The organism is Oceaniferula flava (assembly GCF_016811075.1).
In the GTDB taxonomy this organism is placed as follows: domain Bacteria; phylum Verrucomicrobiota; class Verrucomicrobiia; order Verrucomicrobiales; family Akkermansiaceae; genus Oceaniferula; species Oceaniferula flava.
This window is the reverse complement of sequence record NZ_JAFBGL010000001.1, coordinates 630984-649344: the sequence shown is the minus strand read 5'-3', so window position 1 is coordinate 649344 and position 18361 is coordinate 630984. Positions and strand designations below refer to the sequence as shown.

16 protein-coding genes are annotated in these 18361 nt (G+C 55.6%); 4 read left to right on the top strand and 12 right to left on the bottom strand.

All coding sequences use genetic code 11. The features are described 5' to 3' along the window. Positions 1 to 4 precede the first annotated feature (4 nt). Positions 5 to 1918, bottom strand: a complete 1914-nt coding sequence (locus JO972_RS02780; protein WP_309488473.1) for a M48 family metallopeptidase — start codon at positions 1916 to 1918, stop codon at positions 5 to 7. Positions 1919 to 2174: 256 nt separating this feature from the next. Continuing rightward, complete coding sequence (locus tag JO972_RS02775) at positions 2175 to 2768, bottom strand: LemA family protein (RefSeq protein ID WP_309488472.1); 594 nt, start codon at positions 2766 to 2768, stop codon at positions 2175 to 2177. Positions 2769 to 2878: 110 nt separating this feature from the next. Between JO972_RS02775 and arsS the strand changes: the two genes are divergently transcribed. Then, a complete protein-coding gene (gene arsS / locus JO972_RS02770) occupies positions 2879 to 3847 on the top strand; it encodes an arsenosugar biosynthesis radical SAM (seleno)protein ArsS (RefSeq protein WP_309488471.1) in 969 nt (322 codons plus the stop codon). A gap of 4 nt (positions 3848 to 3851) precedes the next feature. Here arsS and JO972_RS02765 read toward each other — a convergent pair whose 3' ends face one another. From JO972_RS02765 to JO972_RS02750, 4 genes are read right to left on the bottom strand one after another with little or no spacing between them, the layout of a single operon-like run. Next, positions 3852 to 7067: an efflux RND transporter permease subunit gene (locus tag JO972_RS02765; protein WP_309488470.1), complete on the bottom strand. Its 3216-nt coding sequence runs from the start codon at positions 7065 to 7067 to the stop codon at positions 3852 to 3854. Continuing rightward, complete coding sequence (locus tag JO972_RS02760; RefSeq protein WP_309488469.1) at positions 7067 to 8257, bottom strand: efflux RND transporter periplasmic adaptor subunit; 1191 nt, start codon at positions 8255 to 8257, stop codon at positions 7067 to 7069. The genes JO972_RS02765 and JO972_RS02760 overlap by 1 nt, the downstream gene beginning before the upstream one ends. 10 nt (positions 8258 to 8267) lie before the next feature. Beyond that, positions 8268 to 9695, bottom strand: coding sequence for an efflux transporter outer membrane subunit (locus JO972_RS02755; RefSeq protein WP_309488468.1), 1428 nt, complete (start codon positions 9693 to 9695; stop codon positions 8268 to 8270). After that, the gene (locus JO972_RS02750; protein WP_309488467.1) at positions 9692 to 10336 is read right to left on the bottom strand and encodes a TetR/AcrR family transcriptional regulator; all 645 of its coding nucleotides are present in this window, start codon (positions 10334 to 10336) and stop codon (positions 9692 to 9694) included. The genes JO972_RS02755 and JO972_RS02750 overlap by 4 nt, the downstream gene beginning before the upstream one ends. Positions 10337 to 10468: 132 nt before the next feature. On the opposite strand from JO972_RS02750, the gene proC reads away from it, so the two are divergent. The 3 genes from proC to JO972_RS02735 all read left to right on the top strand — a co-directional run bounded on the left by proC (position 10469) and on the right by JO972_RS02735 (position 12670). Further along, the gene (gene proC / locus JO972_RS02745; protein ID WP_309488466.1) at positions 10469 to 11275 is read left to right on the top strand and encodes a pyrroline-5-carboxylate reductase; all 807 of its coding nucleotides are present in this window, start codon (positions 10469 to 10471) and stop codon (positions 11273 to 11275) included. Positions 11276 to 11400: 125 nt separating this feature from the next. Beyond that, entirely contained in the window at positions 11401 to 11631 is a 231-nt protein-coding gene (locus JO972_RS02740; protein ID WP_309488465.1) for a Sec-independent protein translocase subunit TatA/TatB, read from the top strand. A 7-nt stretch (positions 11632 to 11638) separates the two neighbouring features. Continuing rightward, the gene (locus JO972_RS02735) at positions 11639 to 12670 is read left to right on the top strand and encodes an endonuclease/exonuclease/phosphatase family protein (RefSeq protein WP_309488464.1); all 1032 of its coding nucleotides are present in this window, start codon (positions 11639 to 11641) and stop codon (positions 12668 to 12670) included. Positions 12671 to 12777: 107 nt separating this feature from the next. Here the strand turns inward: JO972_RS02735 and JO972_RS02730 are convergent, their stop codons facing one another. The 6 genes from JO972_RS02730 to JO972_RS02705 form a co-directional block, all read right to left on the bottom strand. After that, positions 12778 to 13386: a lysophospholipid acyltransferase family protein gene (locus JO972_RS02730; RefSeq protein ID WP_309488463.1), complete on the bottom strand. Its 609-nt coding sequence runs from the start codon at positions 13384 to 13386 to the stop codon at positions 12778 to 12780. 18 nt (positions 13387 to 13404) lie between these two features. Next, positions 13405 to 14058 (bottom strand): (d)CMP kinase, encoded by a 654-nt coding sequence (cmk, locus tag JO972_RS02725; protein WP_309488462.1) that lies wholly within the window; start codon positions 14056 to 14058, stop codon positions 13405 to 13407. 25 nt (positions 14059 to 14083) lie between these two features. After that, positions 14084 to 15406 (bottom strand): 3-phosphoshikimate 1-carboxyvinyltransferase, encoded by a 1323-nt coding sequence (gene aroA / locus JO972_RS02720; protein ID WP_309488461.1) that lies wholly within the window; start codon positions 15404 to 15406, stop codon positions 14084 to 14086. Positions 15407 to 15444: 38 nt separating this feature from the next. Beyond that, positions 15445 to 16329 (bottom strand): prephenate dehydrogenase/arogenate dehydrogenase family protein, encoded by an 885-nt coding sequence (locus JO972_RS02715; RefSeq protein WP_309488460.1) that lies wholly within the window; start codon positions 16327 to 16329, stop codon positions 15445 to 15447. A gap of 108 nt (positions 16330 to 16437) precedes the next feature. Beyond that, positions 16438 to 16851 (bottom strand): hypothetical protein, encoded by a 414-nt coding sequence (locus JO972_RS02710; RefSeq protein ID WP_309488459.1) that lies wholly within the window; start codon positions 16849 to 16851, stop codon positions 16438 to 16440. 289 nt (positions 16852 to 17140) lie between these two features. Further along, positions 17141 to 18358, bottom strand: a complete 1218-nt coding sequence (locus tag JO972_RS02705) for a mechanosensitive ion channel (RefSeq protein ID WP_309488458.1) — start codon at positions 18356 to 18358, stop codon at positions 17141 to 17143. Positions 18359 to 18361: the final 3 nt, after the last annotated feature.

The window sequence follows — 18361 nt, the reverse complement described above, 5'->3', positions numbered from 1 at the left end:
ATCTTCAACGGTTTTTGACGAAGGGCGGCACCGCACAGCCGATGGCATCCGCGGTGGCGCGCAGCAGCTCCGCCTCGCGGCTTTCAATCACGCCATCATGCATCACCGCCACTCCCAGCATCCGCAGCAGCTGCTTTTTGACCAAGGGCGTGGCAGCATCGAATTTCTCCAAAGCTTGCTCGACGTTCTTCAGCCCGCAGGCTTCGGGAGGCAGCATTTCCATCGTTTTGCCGGAATCGCTCAGTGCCGCCTGATAAGCCTCCTGCATCTGCTGTTCGCCACCAAGTGCCGCCAAGGTGGTGAGCAGGACATTGGACTCCCGCTCCAGCTGCTCGATCCTCCGGTAACGAATCTTACCGTATCCCCGACGCTGGAAATGACTGTCGAGATGCCGTTCCACGATGTGTTGCAGCATGAATTCAAAAAGGTCCACCTGCCCGTCGCTGGCAATCAGCCACTGGGTGATTTCGACAAAGCGCTCGTATTCGGGTCGGCTCAGTCTCCGCAGGGTCGGGACGCAGAGGTCGATCAAGGCGATTTTCACCGAGGAATGCAATCCGGAGAGGGAGTGATTCCACTCCACAGCCAAGGCCCCGGCGTCCTGGCCAGCCCCATTGTTGACAAACAGCACCTCTTCCTGACGCAGCTCGTTGTCCTCGGCGAGTAGCAGGCCGAAGATCAGCGCTTGAGCTTCTTCGCGGTCGTGGCAGGCGTGGATCCACTCGCGCTCCAGGCTCTCATGCAATTGGCTACCGATGCTGATATTCACCTGCGAGGGTTCGCCCAGGTTCTGCATTTCCACCCGGTCCACATTACCGCGACCGGGAAGCGGTGGTGGTGTGTGGCCGGAAAACCCGCTCATCCGAGCGTCCCTTGATGCGGAACGGCCGGTGGCGACGTCCGGCAGATGGGTCTCGATAAACTCACCGTCCCAGCTTTTCTGCAGGGCCTTGATCCGTTGATCCAAGGGAGGATGGGTGGCCAAGCCGTAACTGAACATGCCCCCGTCGGCAAAAAACAAATGGCTCGCCTCCGCCGCCTTGGCCGCATTGATCTTGGATCCATACTGCTGGCCGCCGATCTTCATCAGCGCGCCGGCAATACCATCGGTATCACGCGTGAATTGCACCGCCGAGGCATCCGCGAGATACTCGCGCTGACGCGAGATCGCCGCTTGGATGAGTCGACCGAAAAAGACGCCGATACTGCCCACAATCATCAAGCCCACCCCGGCTAACAAAATCGCAATCACCACGGCACCCCCGCCACCTTTGCTATCGCGTGACGAGCCGCGGACGTTGACGAAGCGCAGGGCATGGAACAGGGTGCGACCGATCATTGAAATCATCAAGATTCCAAACAGCAGGCCCATCAGGCGCATGTTGAGCCTCATGTCGCCATTCAAAATATGGCTGAATTCGTGCGCCACCACCCCCTGAAGTTCAGATCGTGTTAGACGCTGGAGACAGCCACGGGTCACCGCCACCACCGCATTCCCCGGCTCGGTGCCGGCCGCGAAGGCATTGATACCCAGCTCATCATCCATCAGCCAGATTTCCGGCACGGGGACACCTGAAGCGATGGCCATTTCTTCCACCACATTGACCAGCCGCCGCTCGTCGGTATCGGTGGTATGAGCATCCACCTGGCGTGCGCCCATGTCGCGCGCAACGACCGAGCCCCCGCCATTCAGCTGCATGGATTTGAATAAGCTCCCCGTCCCCATGACGCCGCCTGTGATCAGAGCGGTCATGATGAACACGCCGGGCATCAGCGGATTGCCAGCCCCCAGGTAAGTCATCGCCGCCGCCACGATGGCGTAGACCGAGAGGATCACGCCGATCACCGCCAAGATGAAATAGAGCACCAGCCATTTGGTGCGACGGCGGGCATCGTCCTGAGCTTGGAAGAAGTTCATCTTTTGTTACTGAGAAAATTTGCGAAATGAGTCCCGTATCTGAGGGAAAGACTTGGGTTGATGCCTACGGCGTTTGACCACGAATCTGACGAATTGGGCGATTTTTTTTTGCTGGGGTTGATCACTCATTTTGAACCACGCAATGCACGGAATGCACGCACATTGCTGGGGTTGATTATTCCGGTTCGACCGCGAAATACGCTCGTTACGCAAAAGTTTTCCTGCCCTCCTACTACTGTGCCCCGTCCGCTGATGCTTAAAATTCGACTTTCACCGGATCGCGCTCGCTCTCGGAGGCCACTTCGAAAAGGGTCGCCTGGCCAAAATTAAACGTTCCGGCAATGACACTGGCTGGAAACACCTCGGTGCGGGTGTTGTATTCCGTCACCGCGTCGTTGTATGCCTGACGGGAAAAAGCGACCTTGTTTTCGGTCGATGTCAGCTCCTCGCTTAGCTGCATCATATTGGCGTTGCTCTTGATATCCGGATAGGCTTCGGACAGCGCAAACAAGCGCCCCAAGGCATTGCCCAGTCCGCCTTCGGCAGCCATCAGAGCGCCCATCGATTCGGCGTCCTCGGTGCTGGCATCCTTGCGTGCGCTGCTGGCCATATTCCGAGCTTCGATCACAGCCTCGAGCGTTTCACGTTCATGTTTCATGAACCCCTTGGCAGTTTCCACCAAGTTCGGGATGAGGTCGTGCCGACGCTTCAGCTGCACGTCGATTTGGGAAAAGGCATTGCGGTAGCGGTTGCGAAGTTTGACTAAGCCGTTGTAAGTTCCCATTGCCCAGAACACAGCAATGAGAACAACACCGACGAGGATCGCGAGAATAATGTATAGGATGGTCATAGCGGATGATATTTGTTGGAATAATCCAGCGAGTGGATGATTCATACAATATGAGTATTTTCACTCATTGCCATTACAAAACGACCCGAGGTTTATCACACATGTCCCCAATGCCCGAATCTTTCCAACAAGCACTCGCCAGAGCCCACACGCCACTCACCAGATCGACACCTGAAATTCTACAGCTAAACACCGGCAAGCTGTGCAACCTGACCTGCGTCCATTGCCATGTGAATGCCGGGCCGGCCCGTAAGGAGATCATGACCGATGAAACCATCGATCGCATCATCCAATGGTTTGCCCAAACAGACATCCCCACCCTCGACCTCACAGGCGGCACTCCCGAGATGGTTCCCGGTTTTCGGCACCTGGTGGATAGCGTGCGTTCCTTTAATCAGCCGCGCGAGGTCATGACCCGGCTGAATGCCACGATCATCAATGAACCTGGTTACGAGTGGATCCCCGAGTATCACGCCAGCCACCAAATCACGGTCATCGCCTCGATGCCGTGTTACAGCCCGGAAAATGTCAACGAACAGCGCGGCAACGGCGTCTTTGACTCCTCCATCTCCGCCTTCCAGAAGCTCAACGAGCTCGGTTACGGTCGGAACCCCAAGCTGCCGCTGCACTTTGTCTACAACCCAAACGGAGGCTTCCTGCCGCCGGAACAGGAGGCTCTGAAGGCGGATTACAAACGCGAGATGAAGAAGCATTTCGGAATCGATTTCAACGATCTCTACGCCATCACCAACATGCCGATCGCCCGCTTTGCTTCCTACTTGAAACGCAATGGTCAGCTGGACGAATACATGCAAACGCTGCGCGAGGCATTCAACCCCGCCACCGTCGATGGATTGATGTGCAGGAACACCATCAACAGCTCATGGACCGGCGAAGTCTTCGACTGCGATTTCAACCAAATGCTGAAGATGGGACTGAAAAACGAGACCACCCAAGAACCGCTGATGGTCTGGGATATCGATCCTAACAGCTACGCTGAAATCCCCATCCAGATCGGCGACCATTGTTTCGGCTGCACCGCAGGGCACGGGTCCTCATGCGGTGGCAGCCTGGAGTGATCGATTAGCTCTCGCTGCTTTGTTTTTTGCCTCTGAACAAATTAGCCAGGTCTTCCATCATCACATACACCGAGGGAACTAACAGCAAGGTGATGAAGGTGGCAAACAAGATGCCGAAACCAAGCGACACCGCCATTGGGATCAGGAAACGCGCCTGCATATCCGTCTCCACCAGCATCGGCATGAGCCCCGCAAAGGTGGTGAGCGAGGTCAGCAGAATCGGGCGGAATCGGGCGGCACCGGCATTGTTCACCGCCTCATGCAGTCCGCCAGCTTCCTTGCGGTGACGGTTGACGTATTCGACTAACACCAAGCTATCGTTGACCACCACACCGGAGAGCGCAATCAGCCCGCACATCGACATGATGCTGAGCTCCATTCCCATCACAATGTGACCCAGCACCGCTCCGACGATGCCAAAAGGAATCACAGCCATGACGATGATCGGCTGCACGTAGGATTTCAGCGGAATTGCCATCAGCACATAGATACCTAACAAGGCAAAGATGAATTTCTGACTCATCTCGGTCATGCTGTCTTTCTGATCCTTTTGCTCACCAAGATAGTCCCACTTGACTCCAGGGAATTTCACCGAGAGATCATCTAACACCTCCGAGTTAAAGCGATCGACCACTTCGTTGGCATTGGCTCTGGCCCGATCCACGTCCGCGCTGATTTTGATCGCCCGTTTGCGGTCGACCCGATGAATCGACGCCGGTCCACGTGCTGGCACCGCCTTGGCCACCACGCCGAGTGGCACTTCGTCGCCGGTCTCGGTTCGCAGTCTAACATCCTCCAGATTTTCAATTGATCGACGCTCGTCCTCCGGATAGCGCACCATCACCTTCACCTCATCACGCCCCCGCTGAATACGCTGCACCTCGTCGCCATAAAATGCCTGGCGGACTTGGTTGGAAACGCTCGCCAAGTCAAACCCAAGCGCTTTACCCGCCGGAGTGATTTCATCGAAGACCATCTCACGTTTGCCTTTCCGGCTGTTGGTGGAAATATCTTTCACCCCGCTGTAGCCAGCTAACTCGGAGGTAATGTGGTCGGACGCCTTTTGCAACATCTCGAGATCGCGACCGGAGATTTCAATGTCGATGGCATTCCCGCCGGCACCGGTTTCTTGTCGGAAACTCAGCTCCACTACCCCGGCGATCATTCCGATCTCCTTGCGCCACTCGGTGATGAACTCGTCGGCGGAGATCGTGCGATCGGCAGCGGCAGACAGCTGCACAGTGACCTCACCCACATTGCTGCCAATGGGCACGCTTTGGCCGCCGAAGCCAGTCTGAAACGGCTGCGTGCCAGCTGTGGCGAGGACGTGTACCAGCACCGGATCTCCATGGATGTCCTTGTGCCGATTTCCCACGCGCTGGGCGGCTTTCTCCATCTTCTCGATTTCCGCCTCGGTGCTCTTGAAGGCAATACCCACCGGCATTTCCAATTTGGCGGTGACCACGTCCCCTTCCACCTTGGGCATAAACTCGAAGGGCACCCACTTGCCGGCCACCAGACCGATCATCAGGAAAAACAAGGCGATGAATGCCGACCACACAATGTAGCGGAAGCGCAGGCACCAGCTAAGCAGCGGGCGGTAGAAATGCTCGACAAAGCGCTCCAGCCCCTTGGCCACGCGACGCTGCAAACGGAAGATGAAATTCACGTTCTGATTGTCGTTGTGAGGCCGCAGCAATGCCAGGTGAGACGGCAGCACCAACTTCGATTGCAGCAGCGAGAACAACAGCACCGGAATGACGATGAGGGGGATGTTCGGCCAAATTTTACCACTAACTCCACTCAAGCCTAACATCGGCGTGAATGCGGCCATGGTGGTTAGAATGCCGAAAATGACCACCGTGCCAACTTCGTGGGTGCCCTTCCAACTGGCTTCACGTGGATGCTCTCCTTTTTGGATTCTACTGTAAACGTTCTCACCCACCACAATGGCATCGTCCACCACGATACCAAGCACCAGGATGAAGGCGAAGAGTGAAATCATATTCACCGAAATATCCATTTCAGGCATCAGCCAGATTCCTCCTGCAAAGGAAACGGGAATCCCGAGTGCCACCAAGAAGGCCAGGCTCGGACGAAGAAACAGCGCCAAGACGATGAACACCAGAATCAAGCCGGTAGCACCATTGCGAAGCAGCAGGCTCAGTCGACCGTCCAAGAGCAAACTGCCGTCATTCCACAGCTCTAACTGAACGCCCTCGGGGAGATCCTGGGGGGCGACATTTTCAATATAATCACGCACCCCTTCCGCCATCAGAAGCGTGTCTTGCTCGCCAGTGCGGAACACATTGATCAATACCGTGCGCCGACCGTCAAAGTGGGAGCTGATGTCGACATCTTCAAAACCATCGACCACCTCGGCAACGTCGTGGAGCAGCAGTTGAGAGCCGTCCGGCTTGGTGGCCACCACCACATTTTCGAACTCCTTCGCGGTGTAACGTTTGCCCTTGGCACGGATCACCACTTCACCGGCAGAGGTCCGCACGGAGCCACTGGGAAGATCGAGCGAACTGCGTCTAACCGCATCCGCCACCTGCCCCAGCGTTAACTGATAGCTGCGCAATGTTTGCTCGGACACCTCGATGGATATCTCATAGGGGCGGACCGCTGACAGCTCCGCCTTGGTAATCTTCGGGACGCCGCGCAGCATCCGCATGATGCCGTCCTTCATGCCGGCAAAATCTTTGGTTGGAGGTGCTGGCTGGTAGTCTAACAAACCATCTCTAACCCTCTCCCCAATTTGCCGCAGAGTCTTTTCATCGACATCGGCTGAGACCGCGACGCTCATCACCTGCATATCCAGACGAGCCTCTTCAATGGTCGCCTTCTCCGCTTCTTCCGGGAGGTTGGTGATGGCATCCACCTTGGTTTTCACATCCGTCATCACCTCGCGGACATCGTAGCCAGTTTCCACCTCCACGGTGACGGCGCCCATCGACTCCATGGCGGTCGAGGTCACCCGCTTGATGCCGTCGACATCTGCGATGGCATCTTCCACCGGCAGCAAAATCCCGTCTTCCACCTCTTCGGGGGTGGCATTGGGAAACGGCACCTGGATCAGCACCGCATCGAGCGAAACGTTGGGAAACACTTCCTTCTTCAGCTTGAACCAGGTGGTGAACCCAGCCAGGAGAACAAGCAGCATGACGAAGTTCGCCGCAACGTGGTTCTTACTGAACCAATGGATGGCTTTTTCCATTACTTCTCCTCGTTGACTACGGTTTCGATCTCAAGCTTCATCCCTGTGACAGGTGTCTCGATGGCACTGACGATGACCCGATCACCTGCGGAAATTCCGGAGGAAATCAGCACCGTATCCTGCATCGTGCGGGCGACTTTCACGTCCACCACTTGCAACTGATCCTGGTCATCGACCAGCAAGACAGAGTGGTCGGCATTCAGTGCGGTGCGAGGAATTTCCACAATCTGCTTCATCTCACGTCCCTTGATGGATGCCCTGACAAAGAGTCCGGGCGGGGGTAAGTCGCTGAGCGGTTGCTCATCGGAAGCGGCAATCTCCACCACCTGATACATCATCATCGCGGTCCGATCCACCTGCCCTTCGCTGCGAATAATTTCCCCGCTCCAGGTCCTGGTTTCCCCGGCGAACTCGGCTTCGATGTCGACTGGTGAGCCTACCAGCCCTCCTTCATTGAGATAGCCCAGCTCGTCCAGTGGCACAGGCACCCGCAGCTCTCGCACATCGGTGGAATAAACATCCGCAACCCGCATGCCAGCAGCAATGGTGGCGCCAAAGTCGACATAGGCCTGATCCACCCGACAGCGGTAGGGGGCGCGGATGGTGGTGCGTTCCAAATCGCGGGTGGCACGCACAACATCAGCTTCGGCCGCGGTCACCCGGGCTTTGGCACTGACGATTTGAGGTTTCCGAGCCACCAGGTCGGGGGCGGCCCCTTTGCCGAGTTTCGCCCAGTCGCGCAGTGATTGTTCCGCTCTCGCCTGCTCCTGCTGGAGCGCTAACTGGGCATCTGCCAGCGCGGACTCCGCACGGGCCAGAGCCGAGACATAATCCGCCCGTTCGATTTCGATCATCACCTCATTCTTGGCAAACGACCCGCCGGCTTTCAGCTTCGGCGATACCATGGTGGCACGCCCCATCACCTGCGACGATAACTGGGTGGACATACTCGCCTTCACCTCACCTTGGGTGCGAACGTAGAGTTGGTGGTCGCCTTTTTCAGCCACGATGATTTTCACCGTGGGAATTGCACGTGGAGGAGAGCTTTTATCGGCGGTGGGTCCGGTTTTCTGCAGGACCACCATGCCGATCAGCCCGAGAACCAGGATGGCCAGGACCACGACGATGATCACCACGGTGCGGACAGAGCCAGCAGCGCTGCGGTGGGAGTTGATTGAAGAGATTTTCATTCGATGTGAGTTAGGGGGAAACTTTAAAACCACCGCCCAGGGCGAGGTGGAGATCGACCCGATTGGTCAGGCGCACTCGGCGCAGAGAAGCATATTGAGACTGCAGCTGGATGCGGCGCGTCTGGGCGGAGAAAAGAGTCAGGGCGTCACCATTGCCATCGCGAAAATCGTCATCGGCAGCTTGCGCGGCATCCTTGGCCAGGGTCACAGCCTCGGCCATTTCGGCCTCGCGACGTTTCAGCCAACGTTCCGCGGCCAGGGCTTTTTCCACCTCGCCGAATGCTTCCAGCACCGTCTTGTGCAAGGTCGCCAATGCTTCACGTTGGTTAGACCGCCGACTGCGGATTTCCGACGTGACTCGTCCCCCCGTCAGCACCGGCAAGGCAATGCTTGAGCCGAGCGACCACACACCAAAATCACTGTTGAGAATCTGCCCCAGGGAGGAGGTGGTTGTGCCACTCGTGCCTGTGAGTTTGAAACTGGGAAAGACGGAGAGCTTGGCTTCTTTAACTCGTTTGATGGTGCCGGAGTAGCGGCGCTCGGCTGCGATGATATCCGGACGACGCAGCAAGAGCTCCGATGGTAGCCCGGAAGGTGGGCTCGATGGCACCCGCGGCATACGCACGCTACCGGAGATTTTTCCTGCGGGATAACGCCCGACTAACAACTCAAGCTGCCTCCGTGCCGATTCCAGATCCCCCTGCTGTCCGGACAAGTCCGCCTTTGCCGAGGCGACATCGGTTTGAGCCAGTCTCAGCTGGGATGCCGAGCCACCTTCCTCGATCAAATTCCGCTCGAAGCGCTCACGCACCGCCGTTTCTGTCTTCTTCCGGATGGCCAGCGCTTCTTTCGCCAGCGCCACCTGTTCGTTGGCCTCGGCCAGTGCAAACCATGCCTTGCACACCTGCGCAGCGAGCGATGCGCGGGCGGCACGGTAATCCTGTCCGCCCGCCTGCCACTCGGCCAAGGCCGCCGATTTCCCCGCTCTGGCACTGCCCCAGATATCCGGTTCCCAATCAACCGACATCTCCACCCCAAAGGAGTTGGAAATAAACGCACCGCCAAAGGGAAAGCCGACGTAGTTCACTTTCTGGCGCGTGCCATCAGCACTCAGCCCCACCTGCGGGCGCGAGGTGGCATCGGAGATTTTAGCCGCCTCGGCAGCACGATAAACACGCTCCGCAGCAATGCGCATGTCGTGGTTTTGCGACAAGGCCTCGCGCACAAGCCCATTTAGTCGGCTGTCGCCAAAACGGGAAACCCAGTTGTCATCAACACCTGCCTTCGCCTGTTGGGTCGCCGACCAACTCCCGGGAGCTACGCCTGCGACTTTTCCGATCGAAGAAGCCGGTGGTTTCCCCACGCAACCTATCAATAATGTGGCCAGACCACAGACTGAATAACGACGAGCTATCGCCTGAGCCTGATTCAATTTCATGAAGTCATCTCCTCCTTGTTGAGGAATCCTGCATGGCAAAAATCGATCATCCACTCGAGTTGTTGCTCCATGTCCGGTTCACCGCAAGCACCTTTGGTGAGCTTTTGCACGGTATCGGCATACATCAAGGTGTGAATCATGACTCCAAAGCTATAATGCAGCCGCCACAATTGCTGATCCACGGGGAGATGTGGCAGCGCGGCGCTGATGGCTCGACTGAAATCAGCCACCATTTTGTCCAACAAAGGCAACGCCGCATCGGGAATATCCTGATGCTGATCGCTTAAGCAGCGCCCCATGAGTTTGTAAAAAACCTGCTCTTTCAGCTCGCTCTGAATCGTCATTGTGAGGAAAGGTCTCATAAAGGCATCCAAGATATCGCGAATACCAGCGACTTGCCCACCGGCCGTCAAGCTTTCCAACAATTGGATACGCTGTTCATTGATAGGGTTCATGCATTGGCACTGCACGGCTTCGAATAATTTTTCCTTACTACCGAAGTGGTAATTCACCGCCGCCACGTTGACCTCCGCCCTATTGGTGATGTCGCGCAAAGAAACAGCATCAAAGCCACGCTCAGCCAGCAGGTGCTCAGTCGCATTCAGGATCTTCTCTTTCGTGGTGACTTTTTCAGCAGGCATGAAGCACATGATTCAATCACCTGCTTAAATTGCAACCACAAGCGTCAAGCACCTGTTTGAAACCAGGATATCTGTTAGATAAAGTCAGCCTCAGCCCTTGCATTGCAAACTACGTGGTCCATAGATCGGCGCATGAAGATTGGACTGATTGGCTGCGGCCGCATGGGAGGAGCATTGATTGAAGGCGCAATTACAGCAGGCTTAGTCGCCTCCAGTGACGTGCTACTGAGTAGCCGAAGCAAGGAGTCAGCACAAACATTAGCCGATAAATGCGGTGCCGTGGTGGCTGAAAACAACAGCCAAGTCGCCCGTGAAAGCGATCTCGTGCTGCTCGGCTGCAAACCTTACCAAATCATCGATATTCTTAACGAGATTTCAGCCGAACTACCTGGAGATACCTGCCTGGTCTCGGTCGCCGCCGGCATCACCCTCCAGAGCATGGAAGGCGCCAGCCCAGAGGGCACACGCATTATCCGGGCCATGCCGAACACCCCATCGCTCATCGGAATGGGAGCCACCGGCATCAGCAAAGGAAGCCATGCCACCGATGCGGACATTGCCATTGCCCAGAAACTTCTCGGTTCGGTCGGCATCGTTTTGGAAACCCGCGAAGACCAGCTTGATGCAGTCACTGGAGTGTCCGGCAGCGGTCCAGCCTATGTTTACACCTTCATCGAAGAACTGGCTGCGCAGGGAGTGAAAGAAGGCCTCGATGCCGATGACGCACTGCAGCTCGCCACCCAAACCGTCATTGGCGCCGCCCGAATGGTGGAACAATCACCGATGTCCCCTGCCGAACTTCGCAACCAGGTCACTTCACCCGGTGGCACCACCCTGGCAGGCTTGAAGGCATTGACTGACAGTGGTTTCGAGAAAAGCGTCGCCACCGGAGTGGCAGCCGCAGCGGCTAGATCGCGTGAGATTGCCGCGGAATCTTGAAAGTTGTCGTCACAGGGTGCGTAACCGGAGTGGCGATTCCATTTGCCAAACCGGCATTCTGACCTTATCGTCGATTGACTCCCACAGCGGAGTCCGCATTCAATTACCAACACATCTATCTTATTATGGGACCTCTCGGATATCCAGAAATGGTGGTCATTTTCCTGATCATCCTCTTGCTCTTTGGAGCTAAAAAACTTCCTCAGCTCGCTCGCGGCTTAGGTAAGAGCATGGGCGAATTTAAAAAAGCCAAAGAAGAATTCGAACATGAGATCACCCGCGGCGAGGACGAAGTCACCACCTCGTCCAGCAAGCCCAAGGAAAGCACCGCCCGCTCCGAGGAATCCGAAAGCTAAGACGGTCATGCTCCAACCCCCAATTTCAATCAAAAGCGCCTCGATGATCTTCGGGGCCTTTTTTTGCCTCCTTCTCTCGTGCTGTGGAGAGGAAAAATCCACCGCTTCCACGGAAGACTGGAACAATCAGACTGAAACCGCTCCGAGCTCAAGCCAGATGGTGAGCACGGAGGAACCAGACCAGCCAGATTCAAGCGCCATCACAGAATCGGAACCCAGCGGCAATGTCCGTTTCCTCGCTTACAACCTGCGAAACTACCTCACCATGATCCGTTACATCGACGGCAAGGCGAACAGACGAGGAAAGCCGGAAGAGGAAATTTCCGCCGTACTGAAGGTCATCGTCAACGGCAAGCCGGATATCTTGGGGCTCTGCGAAATTGGCAGTAAGAAAGACCTTAGCGATCTGCAACAGCGCTTGGCCAAGCTAGGCCTCGACCTCCCTCATGCTCACCTCGTACAGGGAGCCGATACCGTCCGCTCACTGGCCATCCTTTCAAAATACCCGATCGTTGCCACCGCCAAACCAAAAGTCGATAGCTACACCCTCTCCGGCAACCCATTTCAGATCAGCCGAGGCGTGCTTGATGCCAGCATCCACCTGCCAAACAAAACCGTCCGTTTCATCGGAGCCCATCTAAAATCGAAACGCCCCATCAAGGAGGCCGATGAGGAGATGATGCGCCGTAACGAAGCAGCTATTGTGCGCAAACACATCGATACCATACTGACAGACGACCCCAAGGCCATGCTGATGGTTTACGGTGATCTCAACGACACCAAACGGACCAAATCCGTTTACACGATCAAGGGCCGTGCCAATAGCCGCAAGCGCCTAGAAATGATCGAGCTTGCCGACTCCCGAGGCGAGCTCTGGACCCATCACTGGAAACGCGAGGACATTTACTCGCGCATCGATTTCTGCATGAGCAGCTTAGCCCTCACCCCCTTCATTGATCAGGAAAACAGCAAGATCCTAGACCCTGCCGATTGGGAAACTGGCAGCGATCACCGAGCGCTTCTAGTGATCATCAAGTGACGGAAACAGCCACGGCATCACGAAGGGGGCATTCCGACGCAGGCGAGAGCGTCAGGCTCTCAGGTCATCGCACTTCCTTACGCTGCAGATCTCTACGCTGCAGATGCTTACATCTCCAATTTGGCAATTTCTGCCATGATCTTATCTGAGATCTTCTGGTAATCGTCACGTCCCTTGGCCTTGAGCTCTTCCGGGGTGAAGCTAATCGGATCGCCCACGACCAATGTGATCGGGCAGAAATTCATCTTGCTAGAACCTCGTGGAAGCGCTTTGCGGGCGCCGAAAATACGAACCGGCTGAACCACCGCCTTACTTTTCGCCACAATCAAACCGGTTCCTGCTTCAGCTTTCTGGAGCTTGCCGTCCAAGGTGCGAGCCCCTTCAGGAAAGACCACCACTTGATTCCCCTGTCTGAGTAGCTTGATGATCGTTTTCAGGCTGGTCATGTCCGGACGCTCTTGATCCACCGGGATGGAATTGAGTCGAGGATAGAGCCAGGCCCCAAAGCCACGGAACAAGGTTTTGCGAGCCAGGTAGTAGACCTCTTGTTCATATGCGATCCCCACCAGCGGCGGATCGAGGAAGCTTTCATGGTTCGATGCGATGAGCACCGGGCCATCGGTGACCAATTTCTCTTTGCCAATCACGCGATAAGCAAAAAAGCACACAAAGCACTTCTGCCAAAGACGGTAACAGAACCAGTAGATCGTTTTCATAAAGCTATATCAAAATGTTTAATCGTTCATTCCCTGTGTGCGAAGCGTCGCCAGAGCGGCTTCCACAACCTCATCAATATCCATTTCAGAACTATCAATGACCGTTGCCCCTTCTGCCACGACTAAGGGTGAGGTTTTACGTTTGCTATCCTCCTCATCGCGCTTGCTCACCACATCGGTAAGCCCTTCGGCGGAGCGGCGAGCCAAGCGAACCTCCTCCGAGGCATCGATGTAAATTTTGTAAGGGGTGTCGGGGAAAACCACCGAACCGATATCGCGGCCTTCCATCACCAGGCTACCCAGTTTGAGATACTCACGCTGTTTCTCCACTAACAGATGACGAACTTCAGGGATCGCCGCCACCGTGGAGACACGGGAATTCACCGCGTCCTCGCGCAGGGCATCGCCTGGGTCGGTGCCGTCGATCAGGATGGTGGATGTGCCATCCTTCACTCCGCAGGTGACCTCAAGCTTATCTAACATGGCAAGCACCGCAGCACTATCTGCCGCGTCCACCTCATTCTCGATGGTCGCCCAGGCAATGGCACGATACATCGCGCCGGTGTTAATCATAATCAGACCTAAGCGCTCGGCCAGCCGACGAGCGACCGTGCTTTTTCCAGAGGCTGCAGGGCCGTCGATGGCGACGGCGAAGTTTGAACTATCGGACATGAAATTGTAATATTAGATCTTCTCCTTACTTGGGAGATTTCCCAGCCTTGATGGCCTCGAGATGTTTGGAGAAACCAGGGTATGAGGTGTTGATGCAATCGGTGTTGGTGATCTCTGTTTCGCCCTTGGCGTGAAGACCCGCGATGGCGAAGGCCATGGCAATCCGGTGATCGCCAAAGCTATCCAGAACCTGTCCGTGAAGTGGTTTTCCACCTGAAATTTCCATTCCATCCTCGTATTCCTCCACCTCGGCACCCATGGCACGAAGGTTGTCGGCAACGGTGGAAATGCGGTCGCTTTCCTTGACCCGCAGTTCCTTGGCATTGCGGATGCTCATCTTGCCTTGGGCCAGCGCACCGGCAACGGCGAGGATGGGCACCTCATCGATGAGATTTGGCACTTCTTCAGGTTTGATTTCCGTGCCATGCAGAGATTTTCCGGTGATCTCGATGTTGCCGTAAGGCTCACCGTATTCTTCAGAGAGGACGACGTCTTTGATCTGCGCTCCCATGCGGATCAGCACGTCCAGCAGCGCGGTGCGCGTGGGGTTCAAGCCCACATTTTTAATCAACAAATGGGCACCGGGCAGACAGGCGGCAGCGACAATCCAGAAAGCAGCGGATGAAATATCGCCGGGAATGCGGAAATCGCGAGATTCCGGCATCTGCCCGCCGTAAACGGAGATGTGATTACCATCGCGCACCGAACGCACTTGGAAATACGCCAGCATCCGCTCGGTGTGGTCGCGTGTTTCCGAGGGCTGCACCACCGTGGTTTTCCCTTCGGTAAACAAACCGGCAAGCAGAATGGCACTTTTAACCTGAGCACTGGCGACCGGCATCTCGTAAGTCATCTCCTTGAGCTTGCCTCCGGTGATACGGAGTGGTGCGCAGCCAGGCTTCTCGCCGAGCGCTTCAATGCTTGCCCCCATTTCAGCCAGCGGCTTCATGATCCGCCCCATGGGGCGAGAACAAAGCGAGGCGTCTCCGGTGAGAACCGACTCAAATGGCTGAGCAGCCAGCAGACCGGCGAGCAGACGCATGCCGGTGCCGGAGTTGCCGCAATCGACTTCTTCCTCAGGCTTGCTGAGATCCATCTTCTTCCCTCGGATGATCAAGGAAGTAGGGCCAAAGCCCTCCATTGCTTCCAACACTTCATAATCCACCCCCAGATTTGACATGGCATTGAGGGTGCAGATGCAGTCTTCACTGGGAAGATAGTTGTCGATCTGGCAAGGGCCGTTAGACAGGCCTGCCAGAATCGCGGCACGGTGAGAGATGCTTTTATCTCCGGGGACTTCGAATTCGGCCCAAAGATCTTTGATCGGCTTTACCTTGATGGATGACATAAATATAGAAGGTTTTGTTTTTTCCGCCCGCATGGGACTTAGTCGTCGGACGATTGGCGGCGAGGCCCCAGGCCATCGCGCAGTGTCTTGGCGTCCTGCAAAAATCGGATGACCCGTTCATCGCTTGAATCATCGAGCATAGCAAGCATTTCGCGCAAGTAGCTGATGGTCTCTTCCAGCGGTTGCTTGAGAGCCGCCTTGTTGCGTTGTAAAATTTCAGCCCACATCCCGGGATGCCCGGATGCCACCCGTGTGGTGTCGCGCATACCATTCCCGGCAAACAGTCCGTCGTCTGGGTTTTTCAATCCTACCAGACTACCCACGGAGGCCAGAATGTGCGGCAGGTGACTGACTCGCGCCATGACACGATCGTGGTCTTCGGAGGATGTCAGGTAACAACGGCAGCCGAGGCTTTCCCACATCGATCGCAGTGCCTCCACCTGACTGTCAGGATGGTTGAAATCGTTGGTCATGACGCAGGCGGCGCCTTGAAATAAATCTTCTGTCGCAGCGCCTACTCCTGCCTGCTCGGAACCAGCCATCGGATGGCTACCGATATAAAGAGCCCCCACCTCCTTGACCAGGTCTTCGAGAGTATCGCGAGGAGTCAGCTTCACGCTGCCCACGTCGCTGATAATCACGCCTTCCAATGAGGTGGTTTCAGCAGCCGCTTTGAGGATTTCCAACATCGCCCCCACCGGAGAGGCTAGAATGATAACATAGGCTCCGGACACGGCTTCGGCCAAGTCTGTGGTCGCTTCGTGAATCCCCCGTTCACGCGCCTCGCTGACACCCGCTTCGCGCCGTCCCCAGAGACATACGCTCAGTCCGGGTCGGTGCTTTTGCGCCGCTAGGACGATCGATCCACCTAGCAAGCCGCTCCCAAGAACTGCCATCCGTTTCATGCGCGCAATCACTGCCACGTCGGGGACTAAATGCAAGAACCGACGCGCTTAAATTGCAGCATCGGTTCTTTGAAAATAGGTTGATGGCGCCAGAGGTTATAGCGCCATCGTTGAAACCCGTTCTATTTACGGCACACGGAACTTGTGTGTTGGATCAGAGTCTTCCGGATCTTTCACCAGTTTCCCTGAACCAATGCCTTTCACATCCACGATGTTGTGTGTGAAGGGGTTGAATACGAAGCCAGGCTTACCTGGGACAGCGGCTGCTGTTGGGTATTTAGGCTTGGGTTTGGCTTGGTTATTGATCGAAGGAGTTGCCGCTTGGGCTTCCTGCTGACGACGTTCTTCTTCGCGTCTCAAGCGAGCGCGGCTCTCTTCAAGCTTGCGCTGTTGTTCATCGGCCACACTCTGCTGAGGAGGCGTAGGATGGATCTGCTGCTGTTGCGGCTCCTGACCTGGATAAGGTGGATAAGGAGCACAGGCACCGACGAGGGCAACGAAGCCTAGTGGCAGAATGATAAGTTTAGTTAAGTCCTTCATGGTATACGGTTTATTGGAAATCAGTTTATTAAAAATATGATATCAGCTCTCGCTAATCGGCTATCTCCCTACTTCATCAGAGGCGGGAAAACCAGCAGCACGCAGATTCTCAGCCCTTAATAATAGCAAGTCAAGTCCTAGTCTTTTGGCATCAGATAAATCTATGTCACAGCACAGGCTGGGGCAGATGCTCTCCGGTTTTGAATCCACCACCGGATGACTGAATAAAAAAACGGAGCGGAGGGACACCTCAGGTGAGAGCCCCCGCTCCGTGTAAGTTCGTTAGGTTCTAACCCTTACGCTCAAGCCAGCGTGCGACGTAATCTTTACCGCCCAAGCCGATGGCAATGGCTCCACCAATCCCAAAGGCCGTGGCAAGAGCATAAATGGCATACTCGTAAGGCAGCCCGGTTAGCTCAGGAGCCAGGTTGGCACGATTGAGAGCCACTACGGTGGTCAGCACAAGGATACCAATCCGGGCAGCCTTCGCGAGGGTGATGTTCTTATCGGCCAAATTCGTGTAGGCAAACTTGGATAGCAACAATCCCACACCGAAGATGATCACGGCCAGAAGGATGCGGAAGTATCCTTCGACAAAGCCCTCCGAGGCGCTGGAGAGAATGCTGATTTCCAGAACATTGATTGCAGCACTGATCAGTAGCACGGCAACGCTGATCATCACGATCAACCCCACCACGTGGCTCAGTGAACGGCTACCTTCTTGAGGCACATCAAGACCAAGCTTGGACGGCCAAGTATTTGCGCCAGCGGCATCGAGTAGATTGGTCACCAAGCGACGAGCAATCTGACCGATCAGGATCCCAACAGCCACCAAGATGCAGGCCACGATGATGTTGGGCACTACGCCAAGAATGCTATTGACCACCCCACTCACGGGTTCGGAAACGCTATCAATGTTCAAAAAATGCAACACTGACGGGATGAACATCAGCACAATGAAGCAGTAGAGAGCAGTCACCAAAGCGCTGGAAACGGGCTTCTCTCCCGGCTTCGAGCCGAGACGCTCGTCGAGTTTCGCACCATCGAGCACGCCGGCAGCGAGGTTTTTAACCACCTTGGCGACAATGAGAACGAAGAACAACAGAACTCCGGCACCGACAATGTTAGGGATGAAGTTCAAGAACTTGCCAAGCATGTCTTGGAGAGGTCCGCTGATCTCATCGAGCTCAGCCACACCCAGCGCAAAGATGGCTAGGTAGAGGAGTATCAGGTAGTAAACGAAATTGGCGATCCCTTTGGCGGCACCACTTTCGTGACCAATCATTTTGGCAAGCTTGTCATCAAGATCGGTTTTACCGAGAGCCTTGATAATAAGTCCGCGCAACATACGGGCGAAAATTCGCCCAACGACAAAGACCAAAATGGCCAGAATAATGGCTCCAATTGGGCCAAGTGTATCAACGCCCTGACGAATATTCATCATGAACTGGTTGAACTTGTCACCAAAGGAATCATTGGCAGCGAGTAATAATAGTGGTTGTATCATGTT